Below are 18,006 nucleotides of genomic sequence, written 5' to 3' on the forward strand. Positions count from 1 at the left end.
ACAGCCGGCCGCACGCCCTTGGTACAGCCCGCTGTAGTGTCCGGCCGCGGACGGTGACGGGATACTGGTGCCCCCGGTACGCAGGTCAGGAGGAGGTGCGCATGCGTGACCGCGCTCTCCCCGGCTCGCTCTCCCGGCTGTTCTCCGGCTCGCTCTCCCGGCTGTTCTCCGGTTCGACGTCCTGGCTGTCGTCCGGGTCGGTCGCCCGGCTGGCGTCCGGGTCGGCCTACCTGCTGGGCACGCTGGCCACCGCCGTGGCCACGGCGCTCGCGCTCCCGGTGCTGCTCGCGCCGGCGGCGGGGCGGGGCTGGGCGGCCTGGCACCGCCGGCGGGCCGGGCGGCTGCTCGGCGTCCCGGCGGGCGGGGTGGCGGGCGGGCGGCGGGATCTCGCCTGGGCGCTCGCGCACGTCGCCACCGGGTTCCCGCTCGGGCTGGCCGCCCTGCTGTGCCTGGGCAACATCGTGGTCGCCGCGGTGGCGATGGTCGCGTGGCAGGCGTTCCCGGCGGACGCCCGTCCCACGCTGTTCTCGTTCTTCGACGTCCCGGTGGACGATTGGGCGACCGCGCTGGCCGGAGGGTCGGCCCAGATCGTCGTCCTCGGCGCGGCGGCCTGGTGGGGGCTGCCCGCGCTGGCCCGGCTGCACGCCCGGCTGTCCCTGGCGCTGCTCACGCCGTCGGCCCGCGAGCGGCTCACCGAGCGGGTCGACGTGCTGACCAGGAGCCGGGTCGGCGTGGTCGACGCCCACGGCGCCGAGCTCCAGCGCATCGAACGCGACCTGCACGACGGGACGCAGGCCCGCCTGGTGACCATCGCCATGCACCTCGGCCTGGCCCGCGAGTCGCTCGCCGACGACCCGGACACGGTCGCCCTGCTGCTCCAGGAGGCGCACGAGACGGCGGAGGAGGCGATGGCCGAGCTGCGCGCGGTGCTCCAGACGATCTACCCGCCGATCCTCGCCGACCGCGGGCTCGACGGCGCGCTGACGGCGCTGGCCGCCCGGTCGAGCGTGCCGGTCCACATCGAGCTCGCCGGCCTGGGCGCGCTGCCGCCGTCCGTGGAGACGGTGGCCTACTACGTGATCGCCGAGGCGCTGACGAACGTGACCAAGCACGCCGCCGCCACCCGGGCGTCCCTGCGGATCGAGCGGGCCGGCGACGTGCTGTCCATCGAGGTCACCGACGACGGCCGGGGCGGCGCCGACGAGACGCGCGGCACCGGGATCCCCGGGATCCGCCGGCGGGTCGCCGCCCTCGACGGCACGCTGCGCCTCGACAGCCCGCCGGGCGGCCCCACCACGCTCGCCGTCCGGATGCCGTGCGCGTCGTGACCGTCGAAGGAGGTCCCTTGCGGGTCGTGATCGCCGAGGACAACGTCCTGCTGGCCAGTGGGCTGAGGCTGCTGCTGGCGGCCAGGGGGTGTGAGGTCGTCGCGGTCGTCGGCGACGGCGAGGCGTTCCTGCGCGCCGTCGCCGAGCACCGCCCCGACATCGCCATCGTGGACGTGCGGCTGCCGCCGTCGTTCCGCGACGAGGGCATCCACGCCGCGCTGCGGGCCCGCCGCGACCACGGCGCGCTGCCGATCCTGGTGCTCTCGCAGTACGTCGAGCGCGAGTACGCCGGCGAACTGCTCGCCGACGGCCGCGGCGGCATCGGCTACCTGCTCAAGGACCGCATCGGCCGGGTGGCCGAGTTCGTCGACGCCCTGCGGCGGGTCGCGGCCGGCGGCACCGCGATGGACCCCGAAGTGGTCGCCCAGCTCTTCGCCCGCCGCGCCGACGACCCCCTCGCCGCCCTCACCGCCCGCGAGCGGGAGTCCCTGGCCCTCATGGCGCAGGGGCACGACAACGCCACCATCGCCGAGCGCATGCGCATCTCCGACAACGCCGTCCACAAGCACATCGGCAACGTCTTCGCCAAGCTCGGCCTGGCCCCGGACGACTCCGGCCACCGCCGGGTCCGCGCCGTCCTCGCCTACCTGGACGGCACGCCGCGCCCGCCCGAGCAGGCCCCCGTCCGCGGGAACCCGCGCTGACCCCACCCCTTCCGGCGGGACCGCCCGCGCGACGTCAGAGCAGCGCGGCGAGCTCGGCCGGCCGCGAGAACATCGGCCAGTGGCCGGTCGGCAGCTCGGCGAACGTCCACTCGGGCGTGCCGAGCGCGGCGAAGGCCGGGTTCCCCGAGTCGATCAGCTCGCGGATCACCGCCATCGGCATGGTCGAGGCGACCAGGGTCTTCGGCGTCGCCGGGATGCGCTCCGGCCGCTGCGCCGGCTGCACGGCCGCGCCCCACGGCTGGGGCGTCGCCTTCGCGCGGATCTGCTCCCATCGTTCCTCGGTCAGGCCCGCGAACTTGCCCGCCCCCTGTTCGTAGGCGGGCACGTCGAGCGCGTGGCCGTCCCCGACCTGGGCGCGCCAGGCCTTCTGGGTGTCCTCGTCGTTGAAGTCGATCACCGCCGCCCCGGACGGCAGCGGCCCGGCGTCCACGTAGACGACCCGGCTGAGCCGCTCGGGATGCCGGTCGGCGACCGCGGTCACCGGGACGTTCGCCCCGCTGTGCCCGACCAGGACGACGTCGTCCCATCCGTCCATCGCCGCCAGGATGTCGGCGACGTGCGTCTCCACGCCGACCTCCGGCGACAGCTCGCCGGCCCGCTCCGCCACCCCGGTCAGGGTGACCGCCCGCACCTGGTGCCCGGCGGCGCGCAGTTCGTGCGCCACCTCGTCCCAGGCCCAGGCGCCGAGCCAGAATCCGGGCACCAGCACGTAGTTCGCCATCTCGTCGTCCTTCCAAGTGAGCCGATGTCGCTACGCTAAAGCCGAAAGCGGACAGAACCCGCCCGGATAAAGAGGGTGACCTGTGTCATATCCGGCGACCCGGATGCTGGCGATGCTCGAACTGCTCCAGGCCCACCACGTGCTGGGCGGCCGCGACCTCGCCCAGCGGCTCGGCGTGGACGAACGGACCGTCCGCCGTTACGCCGCCCGGCTCGCCGACCTGGGCGTCCCGGTCGCCGCCGAGCGCGGCCGGTACGGCGGCTACCGGCTGATGCCCGGCTACAAGCTGCCGCCGCTGATGCTCACCGACGACGAGGCCACCGCCGTGGTCCTCGGCCTGCTCGCCGGACGCCGCCTGGGCCTGGCCGCCGAGGCCACCGAGGCCGCCCTGGCCAAGATCCGGCGGGTGCTGCCGGACACGCTGCGGCAGCAGGCCGGCGCGCTGGAGGAGACCCTCGACTTCACCCTCGCCGCCCGCGCCGCGCGGACGCCCGCGAGCCGGGCCGTGCTGACCCTGGCCGCCGCGATCCGCGACCGCCGCCGGGTCACGCTGGGCTACCGCTCCTGGAAGGGCTCCACCACCGAACGCGAACTGGACGGCCACGGCCTGGTCTTCCACTCCGGCCGCTGGTACGTGACCGGCCTCGACCACCTGTCCGGCGAGCTGCGCACCTTCCGCCTCGACCGGATCTCCTCCGTCGTCCCCGGGACGGCCTCCTACGAGATCCCCGCCGAGTCCGACCCGGTGCGGCAGGTCACCGCGTCGCTGGCCCGGGTGCCGTACGCGCACCTCGTCGAGGTCGTCCTGCGTGTGCCCCTCGCGGAGGCGGCCCGTCGCGTCCCGCCGTCGGTCGCCACGCTCACCGAGACGCCGGACGGAGTGCTGCTGCGGATGCGCGCCGAGTCCCTGGACGGCATGGCCGCCATGCTCGCCGGGCTCGGCTTCCCGTTCACGATCCGGTCGCCGCCGGAGCTGCGCGCCGCCGTCCGCCGGCTGGCCCAGGGACTGCTCGACCAGACTCCCGATTGAGGCCGGACGCCCGCTCCCGTGATCTCACCCAGGCGGTGCAGCCCTCGACCGCCTGGAAGCGGACCGGGTGGCACAGGTCGAAGGCGTGGTTGCCGCCGCGCAGCTCGGCGTGCACGACGGGGGAGGCCGAGGTGCGGCGCAGGCTGTCGGCGAAGTGCCGGGCGTCGGCCACGGGCACCAGCGGGTCGAGGTCGACGTGGGCCACGAGGAACGGCGGCGCGTCCGGCGTGACGTGGGCCAGCGCCCCGCCCCGCCTTCGCCGGCCGTCAGCCGATGGGGGCGGGGAGGACGCCGGTGCGGTGAAGATGGCGGCGGGCCGCCGCGATGGCCTCCGGGGTCGAGGCGAACACCTGACCGGCCTCGTCCAGGCGGGCGATCGCGCCCAGGGCGCGCAGCGGCCGGTGGTGGCCGTCCCGGATGCCGGAGACGTACACGGTGATGCCGCGTCGTTCCAGGCGGGCGACGGCGTCACCGAGCACCAGGACGCCGCTGGCGTCGATCGTGCTGATGCGGGACATGCGCAGGATCACCACCGAGACGTCGGCGACCTCCGACAGCTCCAGCAGGAAGCGGTGCGCCGCGGCGAAGAACAGCGGCCCGTCCAGCCGGTAGGCGACGATGTGCTCGGCCAGCAGCTCGTGCTCCTCGGCGTCGTGGGCGCCGGGCAGGTCGGCCTGCAGGGGCACGGTGTCCAGGCGCACGTTCCTGGCGATGGCCCGCAGCGCGAGCGCCCCGGCGACGATCAGGCCGAGGATGACGGCCGTGACCAGGTCGAGAACGAGGGTGGCGACCGCGGTCGAGGCCAGGACGACGGCGTCGGCCCGGGTGGAGCGCAGCATCGACGTCACCGAGCCGACCTCGACCATCCGCGCCGCGGTGGCCAGCAGCACCCCGGCCAGGGCCGCCAGCGGGATGCGGGCGACCAGGCCCGAGGCGGTGAACACGATGACGCCGAGGATCGCGGCGTGCGCGAGCGCGGCCAGCCGGGAGGACGCGCCCGCGCGCACGTTGACGGCGGTGCGGGCGATCGCGCCGGTGGCCGGGACGCCGCCGAACAGCGGGGCGACCAGGTTGGCGACGCCCTGGCCGAACAGCTCGCGGTCGGGGTCGTGCCGATGGTTGACGCTCATGCCGTCGGCGACGGCGGCCGACAACAACAATTCCAGCGCGGCCAGCGCGGCCACGGCGAACGCGGGGGCGACCAGGGAGCTCAGCGCGCCGACGTCCAGGAACTCCAGGGACGGGGCGGGCAGCCCCGCGGGCAGGGCGCCGATGCGCGTCACCGGCAACCCCGCCAGCTCCGCGACGAGCGTGGCGGCGACGACGGCGAGCAGCGAGAACGGCACGGCGGGCCGCCGGCGTCCGCCGAACAGGATCACCGCCGCGACCGCCGCGGCCATGGCGAGGGCGGCCCAGTTCGGACGGGCGGCGAAGTCGCGCACCGCCTGCCAGGCCACCGCCAGCACCTTGTCACCCGCAGGCGTGGGCACGCCGAGCGCGGCGGGCACCTGCTGCATGCCGATCACACAGGCGATGCCCAGGGTGAACCCCTCCACCACCGGCGCGGGCACCAGCATCATGAACCGGCCCGCGCGGGCCAGGGCCAGGCCGAGCAGCAGCAGCCCGGCCAGCAGCCCCACCGTCAGCACGCCGGTGGCGCCGTGCGCGTGCATGATCGGGACGAGCACCACCGTCATCGCCCCGGTCGGCCCGGACACCTGCAGGGCCGAGCCGCCGAAGACGGCGGCCAGCGCGCCGGCCACCACCGCGGTGGCCAGCCCCGCCTGCGCGCCCAGCCCGCTGGAGATGCCGAAGCCGAGCGCCAGCGGCAGCGCGACGATGGCCACCGTCAGCCCGGCCAGCAGGTCGCGGCGCGGATGGCGGCCGAACGCGGCCAGATCGGCCCGGCCGGGCAGGACGGGGCGCAGACGGGCCCAGCCCGCCCGGAGCACTGAGGTCACCGTTCGCCGGCCTCCGATTCGAGCAGCTCGTTCAGCAGCGCGTGCCGGCCGGAGAGCTTGGCCTGCAGCAGGTGGCGGGCGGCGCGCAGCAGTTCCGCCACGTCGCCGCCGGACAGCGCGTACACGACGGTCGATCCGTCGCGGCGGGCGGTGACCAGCTCCGAGCGGCGCAGCACGGCCAGATGTTGCGACAGGCCGGTCGGCTCCACCTCGATCTCGGCCAGGAGGTCGCGCACCGGCATCGGGCCGTCCTGGAGCAGCTCCAGCACGCGGATCCGCACCGGATGGCCGAGCAGCCGGAACAGCTCGGCCTTGGCCTCGTACAGGGGGACGGACATCAGCGCGCCTCCTCTCCCCCGCGCGCCGGGCCGGGGTCCGCGCCGGGGCTTCCGTCGGTGTTCACGCCGGGGCTTCCGTCGGGGTCCGCGCCGGGTCTTTCGTCGGTGTTCGCGCCGGGGCTTCCGTCGGTGTTCACGCCGTGTGCGCGGGCCATCCGCAGCACCTCGTCCAGCCCGCCGGCGGCGGACAGCGCGGCGTCGGCGTCGCCGTCCTGTTCGGCCGCGCGCAGCGCGCCGGCCGCCTCATCCACCCGGCGCCGGATCGCCGCCGCGAACGCCTCGCTCACCGTGTCCCCTGCCTTCACGCCTGCCTGAACGGGATAAGTGTTGAACGAATTGCGAAAATTCGCAAGTTCTATACGGATTGCCGTTTGTTATCTGACTAGATAACGTTATCTGTATGGATAACAGCGACGGCGATCAAGGCCGTCCGCTCGGCCCCCATCAGGCGGCGACCGCGGCCCGCAGGAAGCAGATCATCCGGGCCGCGATCACCCTGCTCGGCGAGCGCGGCTACCAGGCGACCACCTTCGACGCCATCTGCAAGGAGGCCGGGCTCAGCAGCAGCCGGCTGATCACCTACCACTTCTCCAGCAAGGACGAGCTGTTCGCGGCCGTCGCCGACCAGATCGCCGCCGACGCCGAGGCCCACGTGCGTCCCGCCGTGGAGGCCGCGCGCGGCGCCCGCGAACTGCTGGCCACCGCCATCCGGGCGAACGTGGCGTTCATCGCCGCCCACTCCTCGCAGGTGCGGGCGCTCCAGCAGATCCTGCTCAACAGCGGTCAAGGCGTCTGGGAACGGCACCACACCGAGTCGCTGGACCGGCTGGCCGGCCTGTTCACGGACGGGCAGCGCGCCGGCGTCTTCCGTCCCTTCGACCCGCAGGTCATGGCGGCGGCGCTGCGGGCGTCGATCGACAGCGTCGTCCCGCTCCTCGCCGCCGGGCTCGACCCCGGCCTCTGCGCGGAGGAACTGGTCGAACTCTTCGACCGCAGTACGAGCGAGAAGTCCTGAGACCGGTCCGGAAGGGGAACACGATGTCAGTTGAGGGGATCGCCGGGCGGACGTACGTCGTCACCGGTTCGGCGTCGGGCATCGGCGCCGCGACCGCCGCCCTGCTCCGGGCGCGCGGCGCCACGGTCATCGGCTGCGACCTCGACGACGCCGACGTCCGGGCCGACCTGTCCACGCCCGAGGGCCGGCGGTCGCTGGTCGGCCAGGTGAGCGCGGCCGGGGCCGTCGACGCGGTGCTCGCCGTCGCCGGGGGCGGCCGGACCGGGCTGCTCGCGACGAACTACTTCGGCGCGGTCGCGACGCTCGAAGGTCTGCGTCCGCTGCTGGCGCGGAGTCAGGCCCCCCGGGCCGTGGTCGTGTCGTCGACGTCGTCGCTGGCCCCCGCCGACGAGCGCGTCATGCAGGCGTGCCTGGACGGCGACGAGGCCGCCGCCGTCGCCCTCGTCGAGGCGGACCCGTCCGCCGGCGGCCCGGCCGGCGCCTACGGGATCGCCAAGCGCGCGTTGAACCGCTGGGTGCGCAGAGCCGCCCCGACGCCGGAGTGGGCGGGCGCCGGCATCGCGCTCAACGCCGTCGCGTCCGGCGTCGTGGACACGCCGGCGGCCGCCTGGATCTTCGCGAGCGAGGAGGTGCGGGCCGCGGTGGAGGCGGCGGCGCCGCAACCGTTCGGCGGCTTCCCCGGGCGGCCGGAGTGGGTCGCCGAGCTCCTGTGCTGGCTCACCGGCGCGGACAACCGCTTCGTCACCGGCCAGATCATCTTCGCCGACGGCGGCGCGGAGGCGGCGCTGCTCGGCGACCTCCATTGGCGCTGACCGCGCTGGAGGCGCTGGAGGCGCTGGGGGCGCTGGGGGCGCTGGGGGCGCTGGGGGCGCTGGGGGCCGCCGACCGGCCACGAGCCCACCGCTCAGGCCGGTGCTCGGGCCACCGCCGGGGCCACCCCGCTCAGGCCACCGTTCGGGCGACCGCGTCGGCGGGCTGTTTGCGGCGGGATCTGATCTCGTAGGCGAGCAGCGTGCCGCCGACGGCCACGGCGACCGCCCCGACCACCGGCAGCGCCTCGGCGGAGGAGGCCACGGCGGCGAACGCCAGCACCAGCAGCGCCACCACCACCCGGCTCAGCCAGGGAAAACCCCACATGCGCAGCCGCAGCAGCTCGGGCGACTCGGCCTCCATGCGCCGCCGCAGCCGGAGCTGGCTGAGCGCCACGAAGACGTAGAGCAGCAGCACCAGCAGCCCGGCGGTGTTGATCAGCAGGTCGAAGGCGTCGTCGCCGACCGCGAACGCGCCGGCCATCAGGGCCAGCGCGAGCGCGCCGCCGCCGAGCAGGGCGGGCGCCGGCACCCCGGACGCCCGCACCCGCGCCGCCGCGGCCGGGGCGTCGCCGCGGGCGGCCATCGCGCACAGGACGCGCGAGGCGGCGTACAGCGCGGCGTTCATCACCGACACGACCGCGACCAGGATCACCCACGTCATCAGGGTCGCCGCGCCGGGGACGCCGAGCTCGGCGATGGCGGCCGCGAACGGGCTGTCCGCGCCCCCCGCCGGGACGCGGTTCCACGGCACGACCGCCAGGATGACCAGTACGGAGCCGACGTAGAAGATCAGCACCCGCCAGACCACCCGCAGGGTGGCCCGCGCGACCTCCTTGGCGGGTTCGGCCGACTCGGCGGCCGCGATGGTGACGATCTCCGCCCCGAAGTAGGAGAACAGCACGGTGACGAGCGCGGTGAGGACCGCTCCCCAGCCCTTGGGGGCGAACCCGCCGTGCCCGGTCAGCGCGCTGAGGCCGGCGCCGCCACCGGACGGCCACAGGCCCAGGACGTACAGCGCCCCGGCGGCGAGGAACGCCACGATCACCACGACCTTGACCGAGGCCAGCCAGAACTCGGTCTCGCCGAACAGCCGCACCGAGACCAGGTTGGCCGCGGTGAGCGCCGCCAGCAGCGCGACGGCCGTCGGCAGCACGGGGACGGCGCCGGACAGGGAGTGCAGCAGCTTGGCCCCCGCCACGCCCTCGAACGCGACCGCGACGATCGCGAACAGCCAGTAGCACCAGCCCACCAGGAACCCGGCGCGCGGCCCGAGTGCGGCACGGGCGTAGTCGGCGAACGAGCCCGCCGAGGGCCGGGCGGCGGCCATCTCGCCGAGCATCCGCATCACCAGGACGACGATCAGGCCGCCCAGGGCGTAGGCGACCAGCGCCGCCGGGCCGGTGTCGGCGATCACCTTGCCGCTGCTGACGAACAGGCCGGCGCTGATGACGCCGCCGAGCCCGATCATGGTCATGTGGCGTCGTTTGAGTCCGCGGTGGAGCGATCCCCCGCTGTCGTGCCCGGTCATGGCGTTCGGCTCCCTGCTGTTCTCGGATAGGGGAGGTCGGACCCCGGCCCATGGCCGGGCCGGGGTCAGGTTGATCGCGGGGGCGGTACGGGCGGCGCGGCCAGTGGCCGCATTCAGTGGCGCGGTCAGTGGCCGCGGTCAGTGGCCGCGGTCAGTGACCGCGGTAGACGGCGGGGCGCCGTTCGACGAAGGAGCGGACGCCTTCGAGCACGTCCTGGCCGCGCAGGCAGGCCAGCAGCCCTTCGGTCTCCAGGTCGAGCACCTCTTCCAGGTCCAGCTCCCAGACCCGCCGCATGGCCTGCTTGATCAGGCGTACCGGGGTGGGCGCCGCGGCGGCGACGCGTTCGGCCAGCTCCAGCGCCGTGTCGAGCAGGTCGGCGTCGGGGACCAGCCGGCTGACCAGCCCGGCGCGGTACGCCTCGGCGGCGCCGACGGTCTCGCCCGTCAGCAGCAGGTCCACCGCGCGGCCGTGGCCGACCAGGCGGGGCAGCGAGTACAGCACGCCGTTGCTCGGGAACAGGCCGCGGTGCACCTCCTTGAAGGCGAACGAGGCGGCGTGGCCGGCCAGCCGCAGGTCGCTGGCGATGGCCAGCTCCACGCCGACGCCGACCGCGATCCCGTTGACCGCCGAGATGATCACCTTGGGGTGGGTGGCGAAACGGCGGGTGAGGTCCTGGAGCGCGGCGATCCGTTCGGCCAGGTCGGCGTCGGACCCGGCGGCGAGCTGCGCGCCGGCCTCCTTCAGGTCGGTCCCGGCCGAGAAGGCCCGGCCGGTGCCGGTGAGCACCAGCGCGCCCACCGCGTCGTCGCGGGCTGCCTCGTCCAGGACGGCGACCAGTTCGCCGTAGGTGCGCTGCCGGAAGGCGTTCAGCACCTCGGGCCGGTCGAAGGCGACCACCAGGGCCGAGCCGGCGCGGCGCACCCGCAGATCGGTGCTCATCGGTTTGCCTCCCGGGCGTCGTAGGCGCCGTCCCGTCCGGGCGGCAGCAGGTGCTTGGCGATGCGTTCGGACGGCGTCATCGGGAACGCCTCGACGAACTGCACGAACCGCGGCGTCTTGAAGTCGGCCAGCCGCGCCCGGACGTAGTCGACCAGCTCGTGCGGCTCGACGGGCTCGGCGACCTGCACGAACGCCTTGACCTCCTCGCCGAACAGCTCGTCGGGCACCGGGATCACGGCGGCGGCGCGCACGGCCGGATGGCCGGTCAGCACCGCCTCCACCTCGGCGGCGGCGACGTTCTCGCTGCCCCGCCGGATCATCTCCTTGAGCCGTCCGACCAGGTGGTAGTGGCCGCGGGCGTCCCGGCGGCCGAGGTCGCCCATGGGGTACCAGCCGTCGCGCAGCAGCGGCTCGTCCCGGTTCCAGTAGCCGGTCAGCATCGGGCGGCCGCGGACCATGATCTCGCCGATCTCGCCGTCCGGGGCGTCGGACCCGTCCTCCCGGACGATCTTGACCTCCTTGCCGGGGACGGGCCGTCCCATGGCGCCGGTGCCGACGCACGCGGTGTCCTCCGGCCGGACGGCCAGCACGACCCCGGCCTCGGTGCTGCCGTACGCCTCCCGCCAGGGCGCGCCCCAGCGCTCCTCGATCGCGGCGTGCAGGGCGGGCGCGATGCCCGAGCACAGGACGAGCCGGACGCGGTGGGCCCGGTCCCGTTCGGGGTCGGGCGGCTGCCTGAGCAGCAGCAGCGGCATCGTGCCGAGGACGTAGAAGAAGGTGGCGCCGTGCTCGCGCACCGACGGCCAGAAGCCGGAGGCGGAAAAGCGCGGCAGGATCACCAGCGGGATGCCGGTCAGCAGGCACAGCACCGTGTTCCACTGCGGGTCCATGTAGTAGAACGGCTGGGCGGTGAGGTCCACGTCGTCCGGGGTGACGGCGGCGACGTCGGCCGCCAGTTCGGCCAGGTGCAGCCAGTAGCGGTGGGTGAGCATGCAGCCCTTGGGGAACCCGGTGGTGCCCGAGGTGTACTGGAGGTTGAGCAGGTCGTCCCAGCCGACGTCGGGCAGGTCGGGGGCGCCGGACGCGGCGGCGCTCTCGGCCCCCGCGTCGAAGGCGCCCGCGGGGACGGGTTCGGGCGCGGGCCCGGCGTCGGCGGCGTCGAGCAGCCCGACCTCGCCCAGGCCCAGCGCGAGCAGCGCACCGGCCGCGGCAGCCGAGCCGGCCAGGGCCAGCACCGGCGCGGCGTCCCTGACGACGTGGGCCAGGTCGGCGCTGCGATACCCGGGGTTCAGCGGGACGATCACCGCGCCCAGCTTGGCGATCGCCAGCCAGGCGACCGGGAAGCCGACGCCGTTGGCGAGCATCACCGCGACCCGGTCGCCGCGGCGGACGCCGTGCGCGGCCAGCACACCCGCCAGCCGGTCGGTCCGCTGCTCCACCTGCGCGACGGTGGTCTCGGCTCCGTCGAAGCGGAACAGCACCCGGTCGCCGTGGGCGGCGGCCCGGTCCCTGAGCAGCCCGCCGAGGCCCCCGGCGATCCGCCCGGCCGCTCCCCCGCCGAGGCCGCCCGCGATCGGCCCGGCCGCTTTCCCCCCGGACGGCGGGAAAGCGGCCGTCACGCCCGCCGCCGGGTGGCCATGTCGAACATCGTCGTCAGCTCGGCGGCGCAGTCGGCCAGGTCGACGGCCTCCTCGTCGAAGACCCACTGGAGCATGACGCCGTCGATCGCGCCCTGGACGGTGGCGGCCAGCGTGCGCGGCGAGAAGTCGCGGAAGTCGCCGCTGTCCTGGCCGCGCCGCAGGATGCCTTCCAGGTGGTGGCGGCACGGGTCGTACATGTCGGCGTTGAACCGGCGCTTGGCCTCGGGCGATCCGAAGCTGCCCCAGATGTCCACCAGCGCGACGAAGTTGGCGCGGTTGGCCGCCATGAACTCGAAGCTCGCCTCGATGAAGGCGCGCAGCCGGTGCGGGGCGTCCGGCGCCCGGTCCACCCGAGCCTTGATGAACCGGTTCGTCTCGGTGAACAGGGCGTTGACGACCTGCTGGATCAGTTCGTCCCGGCCGGCGAAGTGGTAGGAGATCACGCCCCTGCTGACGCCGACGTCCTGGGCGATCCGGGCCAGCGACGCCTGGGGCAGCCCGGCGGTGGCGATGGTGGAGATGGCGCCCTCCACGATCTGCCGCCGCCGGGCCTCCTCGATGAACGAGGCCTTCTTCTGGCCGTCCTGATCGATTTTTGACCGCATGGCCAGGATTCAAGCCCGGCGGACGGCGCACGGCAAGCCCCGCTCACCGACTGTGCGGTTTCCCCCACCCCTCGCCCGGCCGTTCCCCGGGCCGGCCGGTCGCCGCGAGGTAGTGCAGCACCGCCAGCACCCGGCGGTTGCCGGCCGCCGACGCGGGCAGGCCGAGTTTGGCGAACACCGCGGTGACGTGCTTCTCCACCGCGCTCAGCGACACGTACAGCTGGTCGGCGATGCCGGTGTTGGACCAGCCCTCGGCCATCAGGGCGAGCACCTCGCGCTCGCGGGGCAGCAGGGACTCGTCCCAGCCGGGGTCGGGCATGGCGGCACCTCCTCGGTGCGGGAAACCGCAAGATCCGGGCGAACCTCTTGTCTCACTCATACCATCTGGATTAAATCCTGGCCATGCGGTCAAAAAATCATCACCATGCCCAGAAAACCTGCCTGCTCGGCGCCGTCCTGGCCGGCGTGGTGCTCGGCGGCGGCCTCGCCGTCCCGGCCCACGCCCGGACGGCGCACGTCCCCGCCACCGCGGCCCGGACCGCCACCGACGCCGCGCACGCCATGCACGCCATGCACGCCGTGCACGCCACGGACGCCACCGACGAGCAGCTCCGTTGCCTGCTGGACGACGTCGTCAAGCCGCCCGTGCCCGGCGCGATCCTCACCGTGACCGGCCCCGGCCGGGCCTTCGACGGCGCGGCCGGCGTGTACGAGCTGGGCGGACGCGCCCTGCGCAGCTCCGACGCCTTCCGCGCGGCCAGCGTCACCAAGACGATGACCGCGGCCGTCGCGCTCCGCCTCGCCGAACGCGGCGACCTGCGCCTGGACGCCCCCATCAGCGAATACCTGGACCGCAAGCTGGTCGCGCGCATCCCGTACGGGCCGCGGATCACCGTCCGGCAGCTCCTCGACCACACCGCCGGTCTGTACGACTACGTGGGGGACGAGAAGTGGTTCCAGTACGTGCTCGACCATCCGGACAAGACCTGGAAACCGCTGGAACTGGTGGACTGGGCGCTTCGGTCGGGCAAGCCCTACTTCGCTCCCGCCAAGGGCTACCACTACTCCGACACGGGCTACGTCCTGGCCGGGATGGTCATCGAGAAGGCCGGCCGCGAGCCGCTGCACCGGCTGTACCGGTCGTTGCTGCTGGAGCCGCTGAAGATGGACCGCACGTACCTGGAGTGGTGGGAGCCGCACCGCGGCCCGCGCGCCCACAACTACCTCGGCGAGCGCGACACCTACCACCACAACCCGACGTTCGACACCTTCGGCGGCGGCGGCCTGGTCTCCACCGGGGCCGACCTCAACCGGTTCATGCGCGGCCTGTTCGAGGGCAAGGTCTTCAAGAACCCGGCGACGCTGCGGACGATGTTGCGCAGCACCCCGCAGAGCGTCAAGGCCGGGTCGCCGTACGGGCTGGGCATCGCCCGGCTGACCGCGACGGGCGATGCCGTCTACGGGCACAGCGGCTTCTTCGGCGCGTTCCAGATCTACGTGCCGAAGCAGCGGCTGGCGATGACCGGCACCCTCACCCAGGCGGAGACGGTGTCCAAGAAGCAGAGCAGCGAGTTCATCGAGAACGCCCTGCGGGTGAGCCTCGGCAAGGCGCCCACCGGCCCCTGCGCGCGCCCGTAGCTCAGGCCACGCAGGAGTCGGCCAGCTTCCCCGACGACGCCATCGCCGTCCTGGTGGGCGTGCCGGACGGCCGGCCGGACGGCGTGCTCGACGGCGTGGTCGACGGCGTGCTCGACGGCTGGGCGGACGGCGTGCCCGCGGCGACGGTGGCGGGCGCGCGGTGCGAGCGGAGGATGGCCTTGCGGACGTCGGCCCGGATGCGCGGGAAGTCCGGGTAGGCCGGGTTGTAGCGCGGCGGGACGATCGACAACGTCCCCACCCGGGCGCCCTTGACCTTGTCGGCCAGCGGCACCAGGTCCTGCAGCAGCCCGCGCGGGATGTCGGTCCGGAACGTCTGCCGGGCCGCGCCGGCCAGCTGCTTGAACTTCAGCAGCACGTTGGCCGGGTCGAGCTGGTCGAGCATGGCGGAGATGACGCAGTGCTGGCGGCGCATCCGGGTGTGGTTGTCGCCTCCGGCGCAGCTGGAGCCGTCGTGGTCGCGGGCCCTGCCGTACCAGAGCGCGTCGTTGCCGTTCAGCCGGCGGGTGCCCGCCTTGATCACGCCGCCGTCGCTGCGGCCCACGCCGTAGCAGATGTCCTGCTCGACGTGGATGCGCACGCCGCCGAGCGCGTCGATCAGCCGGGCCACGCCCCACATGTTGACCAGCACGTAGTAGTCGATCTTGAGGCCGAGGATCTCGCCGACCGCGCCCTTGACGGCGTCGGGGGCCCGGGTGGGCGAGTTGCGGAACAGCGCGGGGTGGGTGTCGGCGTAGGCCCAGACGCCGTTCAGCAGGTCCTCCGACTCCCGTCCGGCCCCGGCGATGTAGAAGCCCTTGGGCGGCGGGAACAGCCGGCCCATCACGCTCCCCCGGGGGAAGGGCGCGTTCTCCATCTCCCTGGGCAGCGCGAACAGCACGGTGTCGCCGGTCCTGACGTCGATGCTGGCGACGTTGACGCTGTCGGTGCGGATGCTCGTCCCGTTGCGGCCGCGCGCGCCGTCGCCGCCGAGCAGCAGGATGTTCACCCTCGTCCGGCCGGCCCACGGGTCGGCGTGGTCGATGGGGGTGGGCTCGGGGGCGTTGAACACGTCGGTCAGCGTGGCGTCGACCTCCGACACCGTCTGCGAGGCCACCACGAACGGCGACACGACGGCCGCGACCAGCAGCAGCGCCACGCCGTCGGACCAGACCAGCCGCCGCCGCGGCCGCAGCACGGTGTAGGAGGCGACCACCAGCAGCCCCCACGCGACGCCGACGCCGATGGCGCCACCGGTGATCGCCGAGGCCCAGGCGGCCTGGGTCGCCATGGCCAGCCCACCCGCCGAGGCCACGACGAGGGCCACCGCCACGCCCGCGGCCAGGAACAGCCCCAGCAGCGCCAGCCCGAGCAGGCGGTACCCGGCCCGCAGATGGGCCGCGCCCGGAATGACGATCGACAGCGCTGCCCAGCCGATGGCTGCCCCCGCGCCCCGTTTGGTGCCCATCCGCCCTCATGATCTCTATGTGGTACGTCCCCCGAGATCATAGGTTCGGGGCTGATTGCCCATGTACGCAACTTATCCGGCGGAATATGCGGAAGAAGGGCGTCAGTCCACGTACGCCCACAGGTCGTAGGTGGTGGAGCCCGGGTAGCTCTGCGGGTAGTGCGTGCTGCACCACCAGGTCTGCCAGCGCCCGTTCTGCTGGCCCGACTGGCCGAAGGAGACGCAGATGTCGTACGGCAGGCCGGTGTAGACGACCTGGAGCGTGGACGTGGCGTCCGCCGGCGTGCTCATGGCCAGGACGGGCGCCAGGGTGGTGACCGCGGCAAGCGTCAGGGCGGTGATTGCGCGACGCATCGGCTCTCCCCTCATCAAGGGTCGGATTGCGTGAGAAGCGATCACCGTGAATTGCACGACAGGGCTCGTCCCCGCCGCAATATCGGCCCGCGCACGGCCCCGGCGACCAGGGCGAACGTCCCGCGGGCGATGAAAGCTTCATTCCGCCGCCCCTGACGGCGTCAGAGCGGGGCTGTGCCGTGTCAGCGCGACGTCGGCGCGGTGTCAGCGCGGCCCGCGAAGGTGAACCCCATGAACAGCGCGGCGGTCAGAGCTATCCGGTGTTGCTAGATACCAGTACTTCGTGGCACTATATAGCTGGTAGTCAGCACCACTAAGTAGTTGCGCCGACGGCGAGACCCCCCGGAAGAGAAGACAGGGCCAAGAGATGACGACACAACAAGCTCCGGCGATCCAGGTGCGCGGCCTGGAGAAGTCGTACAAGGAACTCCACGTGCTGCGCGGCGTGGACTTCGAGGTGGCGCGGGGCAGCATCTTCGCCCTGCTCGGCTCGAACGGCGCGGGCAAGACCACGCTGGTGAAGATCCTGGCCACGCTGCTCAAGGCCGACGCCGGCACAGCGAGCGTCAACGGCCTCGACGTCGCCGGGCAGGCCGCCCGGGTGCGCGAGTCCATCAGCCTCACCGGCCAGTTCGCCGCCGTGGACGAGATCCTCAGCGGACGGGAGAACCTCGTGCTCGTCGCCCGGCTGCGACACCTGAAGAACCCCGGCAAGATCGCCGACGACCTGCTCGAACGGTTCTCGCTGACCGACGCGGGCGGCCGGAAGGCGGCGACGTACTCGGGCGGCATGCGCCGCCGCCTCGACATCGCGATGAGCCTCATCGGCGACCCGCCGGTCATCTTCCTCGACGAGCCGACCACCGGCCTCGACCCCCAGGCGCGCATCGAGGTGTGGCAGGCCGTCAAGGAGCTCGCCGCCCAGGGCACCACCGTGCTGCTCACCACCCAGTACCTGGACGAGGCCGAGCAGCTCGCGGACCGGATCGCGATCCTGCACGAGGGCCGGATCATCGTCAACGGCACCCTCGCCGAGCTCAAGCAACTCCTCCCGCCCGCCAAGGTCGAGTACGTCGAGAAGCAGCCGACCCTGGAGGACGTCTTCCTCACCCTCGTCGGCACGAAAGCCTAAGGACCCCCACGATGAGCAAGCACTTCTTCGGTGACACCACCGTCCTGCTGGGACGGTCCCTGCGGCACATCTCCCGCAGCCCGGACACCATCGTCACGACCGCGATCATGCCGATCGCCATGATGCTGATGTTCGTCTACGTGTTCGGCGGCGCGATCAGGACGGGGTCGGACTCGTATGTGAACTACATGCTGCCCGGCATCCTGCTCATCACGGTCGCCTCCGGCATCGCCTACACCGCCTACCGGCTGTTCATGGACATGAAGGGCGGCATCTTCGAACGGTTCCAGTCCATGCCGACCGCACGCTCGGCCGTGTTGTGGGCGCACGTGCTGACCTCGCTGGTCGCCAACCTGGTCTCGCTGGCGGTCGTGATGCTCGTCGCCCTGCTCATGGGCTTCCGCTCCAGCGCGGGCCTGTCGGCGTGGCTGTCGGTCGCGGGCATCCTGGTCCTGTTCACCCTGGCGCTGACCTGGATCGCCGTCATCCCCGGCCTGTCGGCCAAGACCATGGAAGGCGCGAGCGCGTTCTCCTACCCGCTCATCTTCCTGCCGTTCCTCAGCTCGGCGTTCGTGCCCACCGACACCATGCCCACCGTGGTGCGCGTCTTCGCCGAGAACCAGCCGGTGACCTCCATCGTCAACGCCGTCCGCGCCCTGTTCGCCGAGCAGCCCGTCGGCAACGACATCTGGATCGCCCTCGCCTGGTGCGTCGGCATCCTGGTCGTCGCCTACGTCTTCGCCATGAACACCTACCGCCGCAAGATCTCCTGAA

The 18,006-nt window shown here is 73.4% G+C and carries 19 protein-coding genes; 8 read left to right on the forward strand and 11 right to left on the reverse strand.

Going from position 1 to position 18,006, the window contains the following annotated elements; translation table 11 throughout:
* The first annotated feature begins 101 nt into the window (after window positions 1-101).
* A complete protein-coding gene (locus tag ABT158_RS22050; RefSeq protein ID WP_352356061.1) occupies window positions 102-1,328 on the forward strand; it encodes a sensor histidine kinase in 1,227 nt (408 codons plus the stop codon).
* A 17-nt stretch (window positions 1,329-1,345) separates the two neighbouring features.
* Window positions 1,346-2,032: a response regulator transcription factor gene (locus tag ABT158_RS22055; protein WP_352356063.1), complete on the forward strand. Its 687-nt coding sequence runs from the start codon at window positions 1,346-1,348 to the stop codon at window positions 2,030-2,032.
* 34 nt (window positions 2,033-2,066) lie between these two features.
* Here the strand turns inward: ABT158_RS22055 and ABT158_RS22060 are convergent, their stop codons facing one another.
* A complete protein-coding gene (locus tag ABT158_RS22060) occupies window positions 2,067-2,774 on the reverse strand; it encodes an alpha/beta fold hydrolase (protein WP_352356065.1) in 708 nt (235 codons plus the stop codon).
* 82 nt (window positions 2,775-2,856) lie between these two features.
* Between ABT158_RS22060 and ABT158_RS22065 the strand changes: the two genes are divergently transcribed.
* On the forward strand, window positions 2,857-3,804 hold the full coding sequence (locus ABT158_RS22065) for a helix-turn-helix transcriptional regulator (RefSeq protein WP_352356067.1): 948 nt from the start codon (window positions 2,857-2,859) through the stop codon (window positions 3,802-3,804).
* A 266-nt stretch (window positions 3,805-4,070) separates the two neighbouring features.
* Here the strand turns inward: ABT158_RS22065 and ABT158_RS22070 are convergent, their stop codons facing one another.
* Genes ABT158_RS22070 through ABT158_RS22080 form a run of 3 tightly spaced genes read right to left on the reverse strand, consistent with a single transcriptional unit; the run spans window position 4,071 to window position 6,408 of the window.
* Window positions 4,071-5,765, reverse strand: coding sequence for a SulP family inorganic anion transporter (locus ABT158_RS22070; RefSeq protein ID WP_352356069.1), 1,695 nt, complete (start codon window positions 5,763-5,765; stop codon window positions 4,071-4,073).
* Complete coding sequence (locus ABT158_RS22075) at window positions 5,762-6,103, reverse strand: ArsR/SmtB family transcription factor (RefSeq protein WP_352327141.1); 342 nt, start codon at window positions 6,101-6,103, stop codon at window positions 5,762-5,764. Before ABT158_RS22075 ends, ABT158_RS22070 begins: the two co-directional genes overlap by 4 nt.
* Window positions 6,103-6,408, reverse strand: coding sequence for a hypothetical protein (locus ABT158_RS22080; RefSeq protein ID WP_352356072.1), 306 nt, complete (start codon window positions 6,406-6,408; stop codon window positions 6,103-6,105). The genes ABT158_RS22075 and ABT158_RS22080 overlap by 1 nt, the downstream gene beginning before the upstream one ends.
* Before the next feature lie 95 nt (window positions 6,409-6,503).
* Here ABT158_RS22080 and ABT158_RS22085 point away from each other — a divergent pair, with 95 nt between their 5' ends.
* Window positions 6,504-7,118, forward strand: a complete 615-nt coding sequence (locus ABT158_RS22085) for a TetR/AcrR family transcriptional regulator (RefSeq protein WP_352356074.1) — start codon at window positions 6,504-6,506, stop codon at window positions 7,116-7,118.
* 23 nt (window positions 7,119-7,141) lie between these two features.
* Window positions 7,142-7,930, forward strand: a complete 789-nt coding sequence (locus tag ABT158_RS22090) for an SDR family oxidoreductase (RefSeq protein ID WP_352356076.1) — start codon at window positions 7,142-7,144, stop codon at window positions 7,928-7,930.
* A gap of 130 nt (window positions 7,931-8,060) precedes the next feature.
* Here the strand turns inward: ABT158_RS22090 and ABT158_RS22095 are convergent, their stop codons facing one another.
* The 5 genes from ABT158_RS22095 to ABT158_RS22115 form a co-directional block, all read right to left on the reverse strand.
* The gene (locus ABT158_RS22095) at window positions 8,061-9,404 is read right to left on the reverse strand and encodes an amino acid permease (protein WP_352356078.1); all 1,344 of its coding nucleotides are present in this window, start codon (window positions 9,402-9,404) and stop codon (window positions 8,061-8,063) included.
* A 205-nt stretch (window positions 9,405-9,609) separates the two neighbouring features.
* Window positions 9,610-10,398, reverse strand: coding sequence for an enoyl-CoA hydratase/isomerase family protein (locus ABT158_RS22100; RefSeq protein WP_352356080.1), 789 nt, complete (start codon window positions 10,396-10,398; stop codon window positions 9,610-9,612).
* Window positions 10,395-12,017: an AMP-binding protein gene (locus ABT158_RS22105; protein WP_352356082.1), complete on the reverse strand. Its 1,623-nt coding sequence runs from the start codon at window positions 12,015-12,017 to the stop codon at window positions 10,395-10,397. The genes ABT158_RS22100 and ABT158_RS22105 overlap by 4 nt, the downstream gene beginning before the upstream one ends.
* Window positions 12,014-12,643, reverse strand: a complete 630-nt coding sequence (locus tag ABT158_RS22110) for a TetR/AcrR family transcriptional regulator (RefSeq protein ID WP_352356084.1) — start codon at window positions 12,641-12,643, stop codon at window positions 12,014-12,016. The genes ABT158_RS22105 and ABT158_RS22110 overlap by 4 nt, the downstream gene beginning before the upstream one ends.
* Before the next feature lie 43 nt (window positions 12,644-12,686).
* Window positions 12,687-12,962 (reverse strand): helix-turn-helix domain-containing protein, encoded by a 276-nt coding sequence (locus ABT158_RS22115; RefSeq protein ID WP_502911561.1) that lies wholly within the window; start codon window positions 12,960-12,962, stop codon window positions 12,687-12,689.
* Window positions 12,963-13,045: 83 nt separating this feature from the next.
* Between ABT158_RS22115 and ABT158_RS22120 the strand changes: the two genes are divergently transcribed.
* Window positions 13,046-14,281: a serine hydrolase domain-containing protein gene (locus ABT158_RS22120; RefSeq protein ID WP_352356086.1), complete on the forward strand. Its 1,236-nt coding sequence runs from the start codon at window positions 13,046-13,048 to the stop codon at window positions 14,279-14,281.
* Between the two features lies 1 nt (window position 14,282).
* On the opposite strand, the gene ABT158_RS22125 is transcribed toward ABT158_RS22120, so the two are convergent.
* Both ABT158_RS22125 and ABT158_RS22130 read right to left on the reverse strand, forming a co-directional pair.
* Complete coding sequence (locus ABT158_RS22125; RefSeq protein ID WP_352356088.1) at window positions 14,283-15,746, reverse strand: LCP family protein; 1,464 nt, start codon at window positions 15,744-15,746, stop codon at window positions 14,283-14,285.
* 102 nt (window positions 15,747-15,848) lie between these two features.
* The gene (locus ABT158_RS22130; RefSeq protein ID WP_352356090.1) at window positions 15,849-16,100 is read right to left on the reverse strand and encodes a hypothetical protein; all 252 of its coding nucleotides are present in this window, start codon (window positions 16,098-16,100) and stop codon (window positions 15,849-15,851) included.
* A gap of 367 nt (window positions 16,101-16,467) precedes the next feature.
* Here ABT158_RS22130 and ABT158_RS22135 point away from each other — a divergent pair, with 367 nt between their 5' ends.
* Window positions 16,468-17,232, forward strand: a complete 765-nt coding sequence (locus ABT158_RS22135; RefSeq protein WP_352356092.1) for an ABC transporter ATP-binding protein — start codon at window positions 16,468-16,470, stop codon at window positions 17,230-17,232.
* Window positions 17,233-17,243: 11 nt separating this feature from the next.
* On the forward strand, window positions 17,244-18,005 hold the full coding sequence (locus ABT158_RS22140; RefSeq protein WP_352356094.1) for an ABC transporter permease: 762 nt from the start codon (window positions 17,244-17,246) through the stop codon (window positions 18,003-18,005).
* Window position 18,006: the final 1 nt, after the last annotated feature.

The sequence above is a fragment of the Nonomuraea sp. NPDC001636 genome (assembly GCF_040298265.1).
GTDB lineage: Bacteria > Actinomycetota > Actinomycetes > Streptosporangiales > Streptosporangiaceae > Nonomuraea.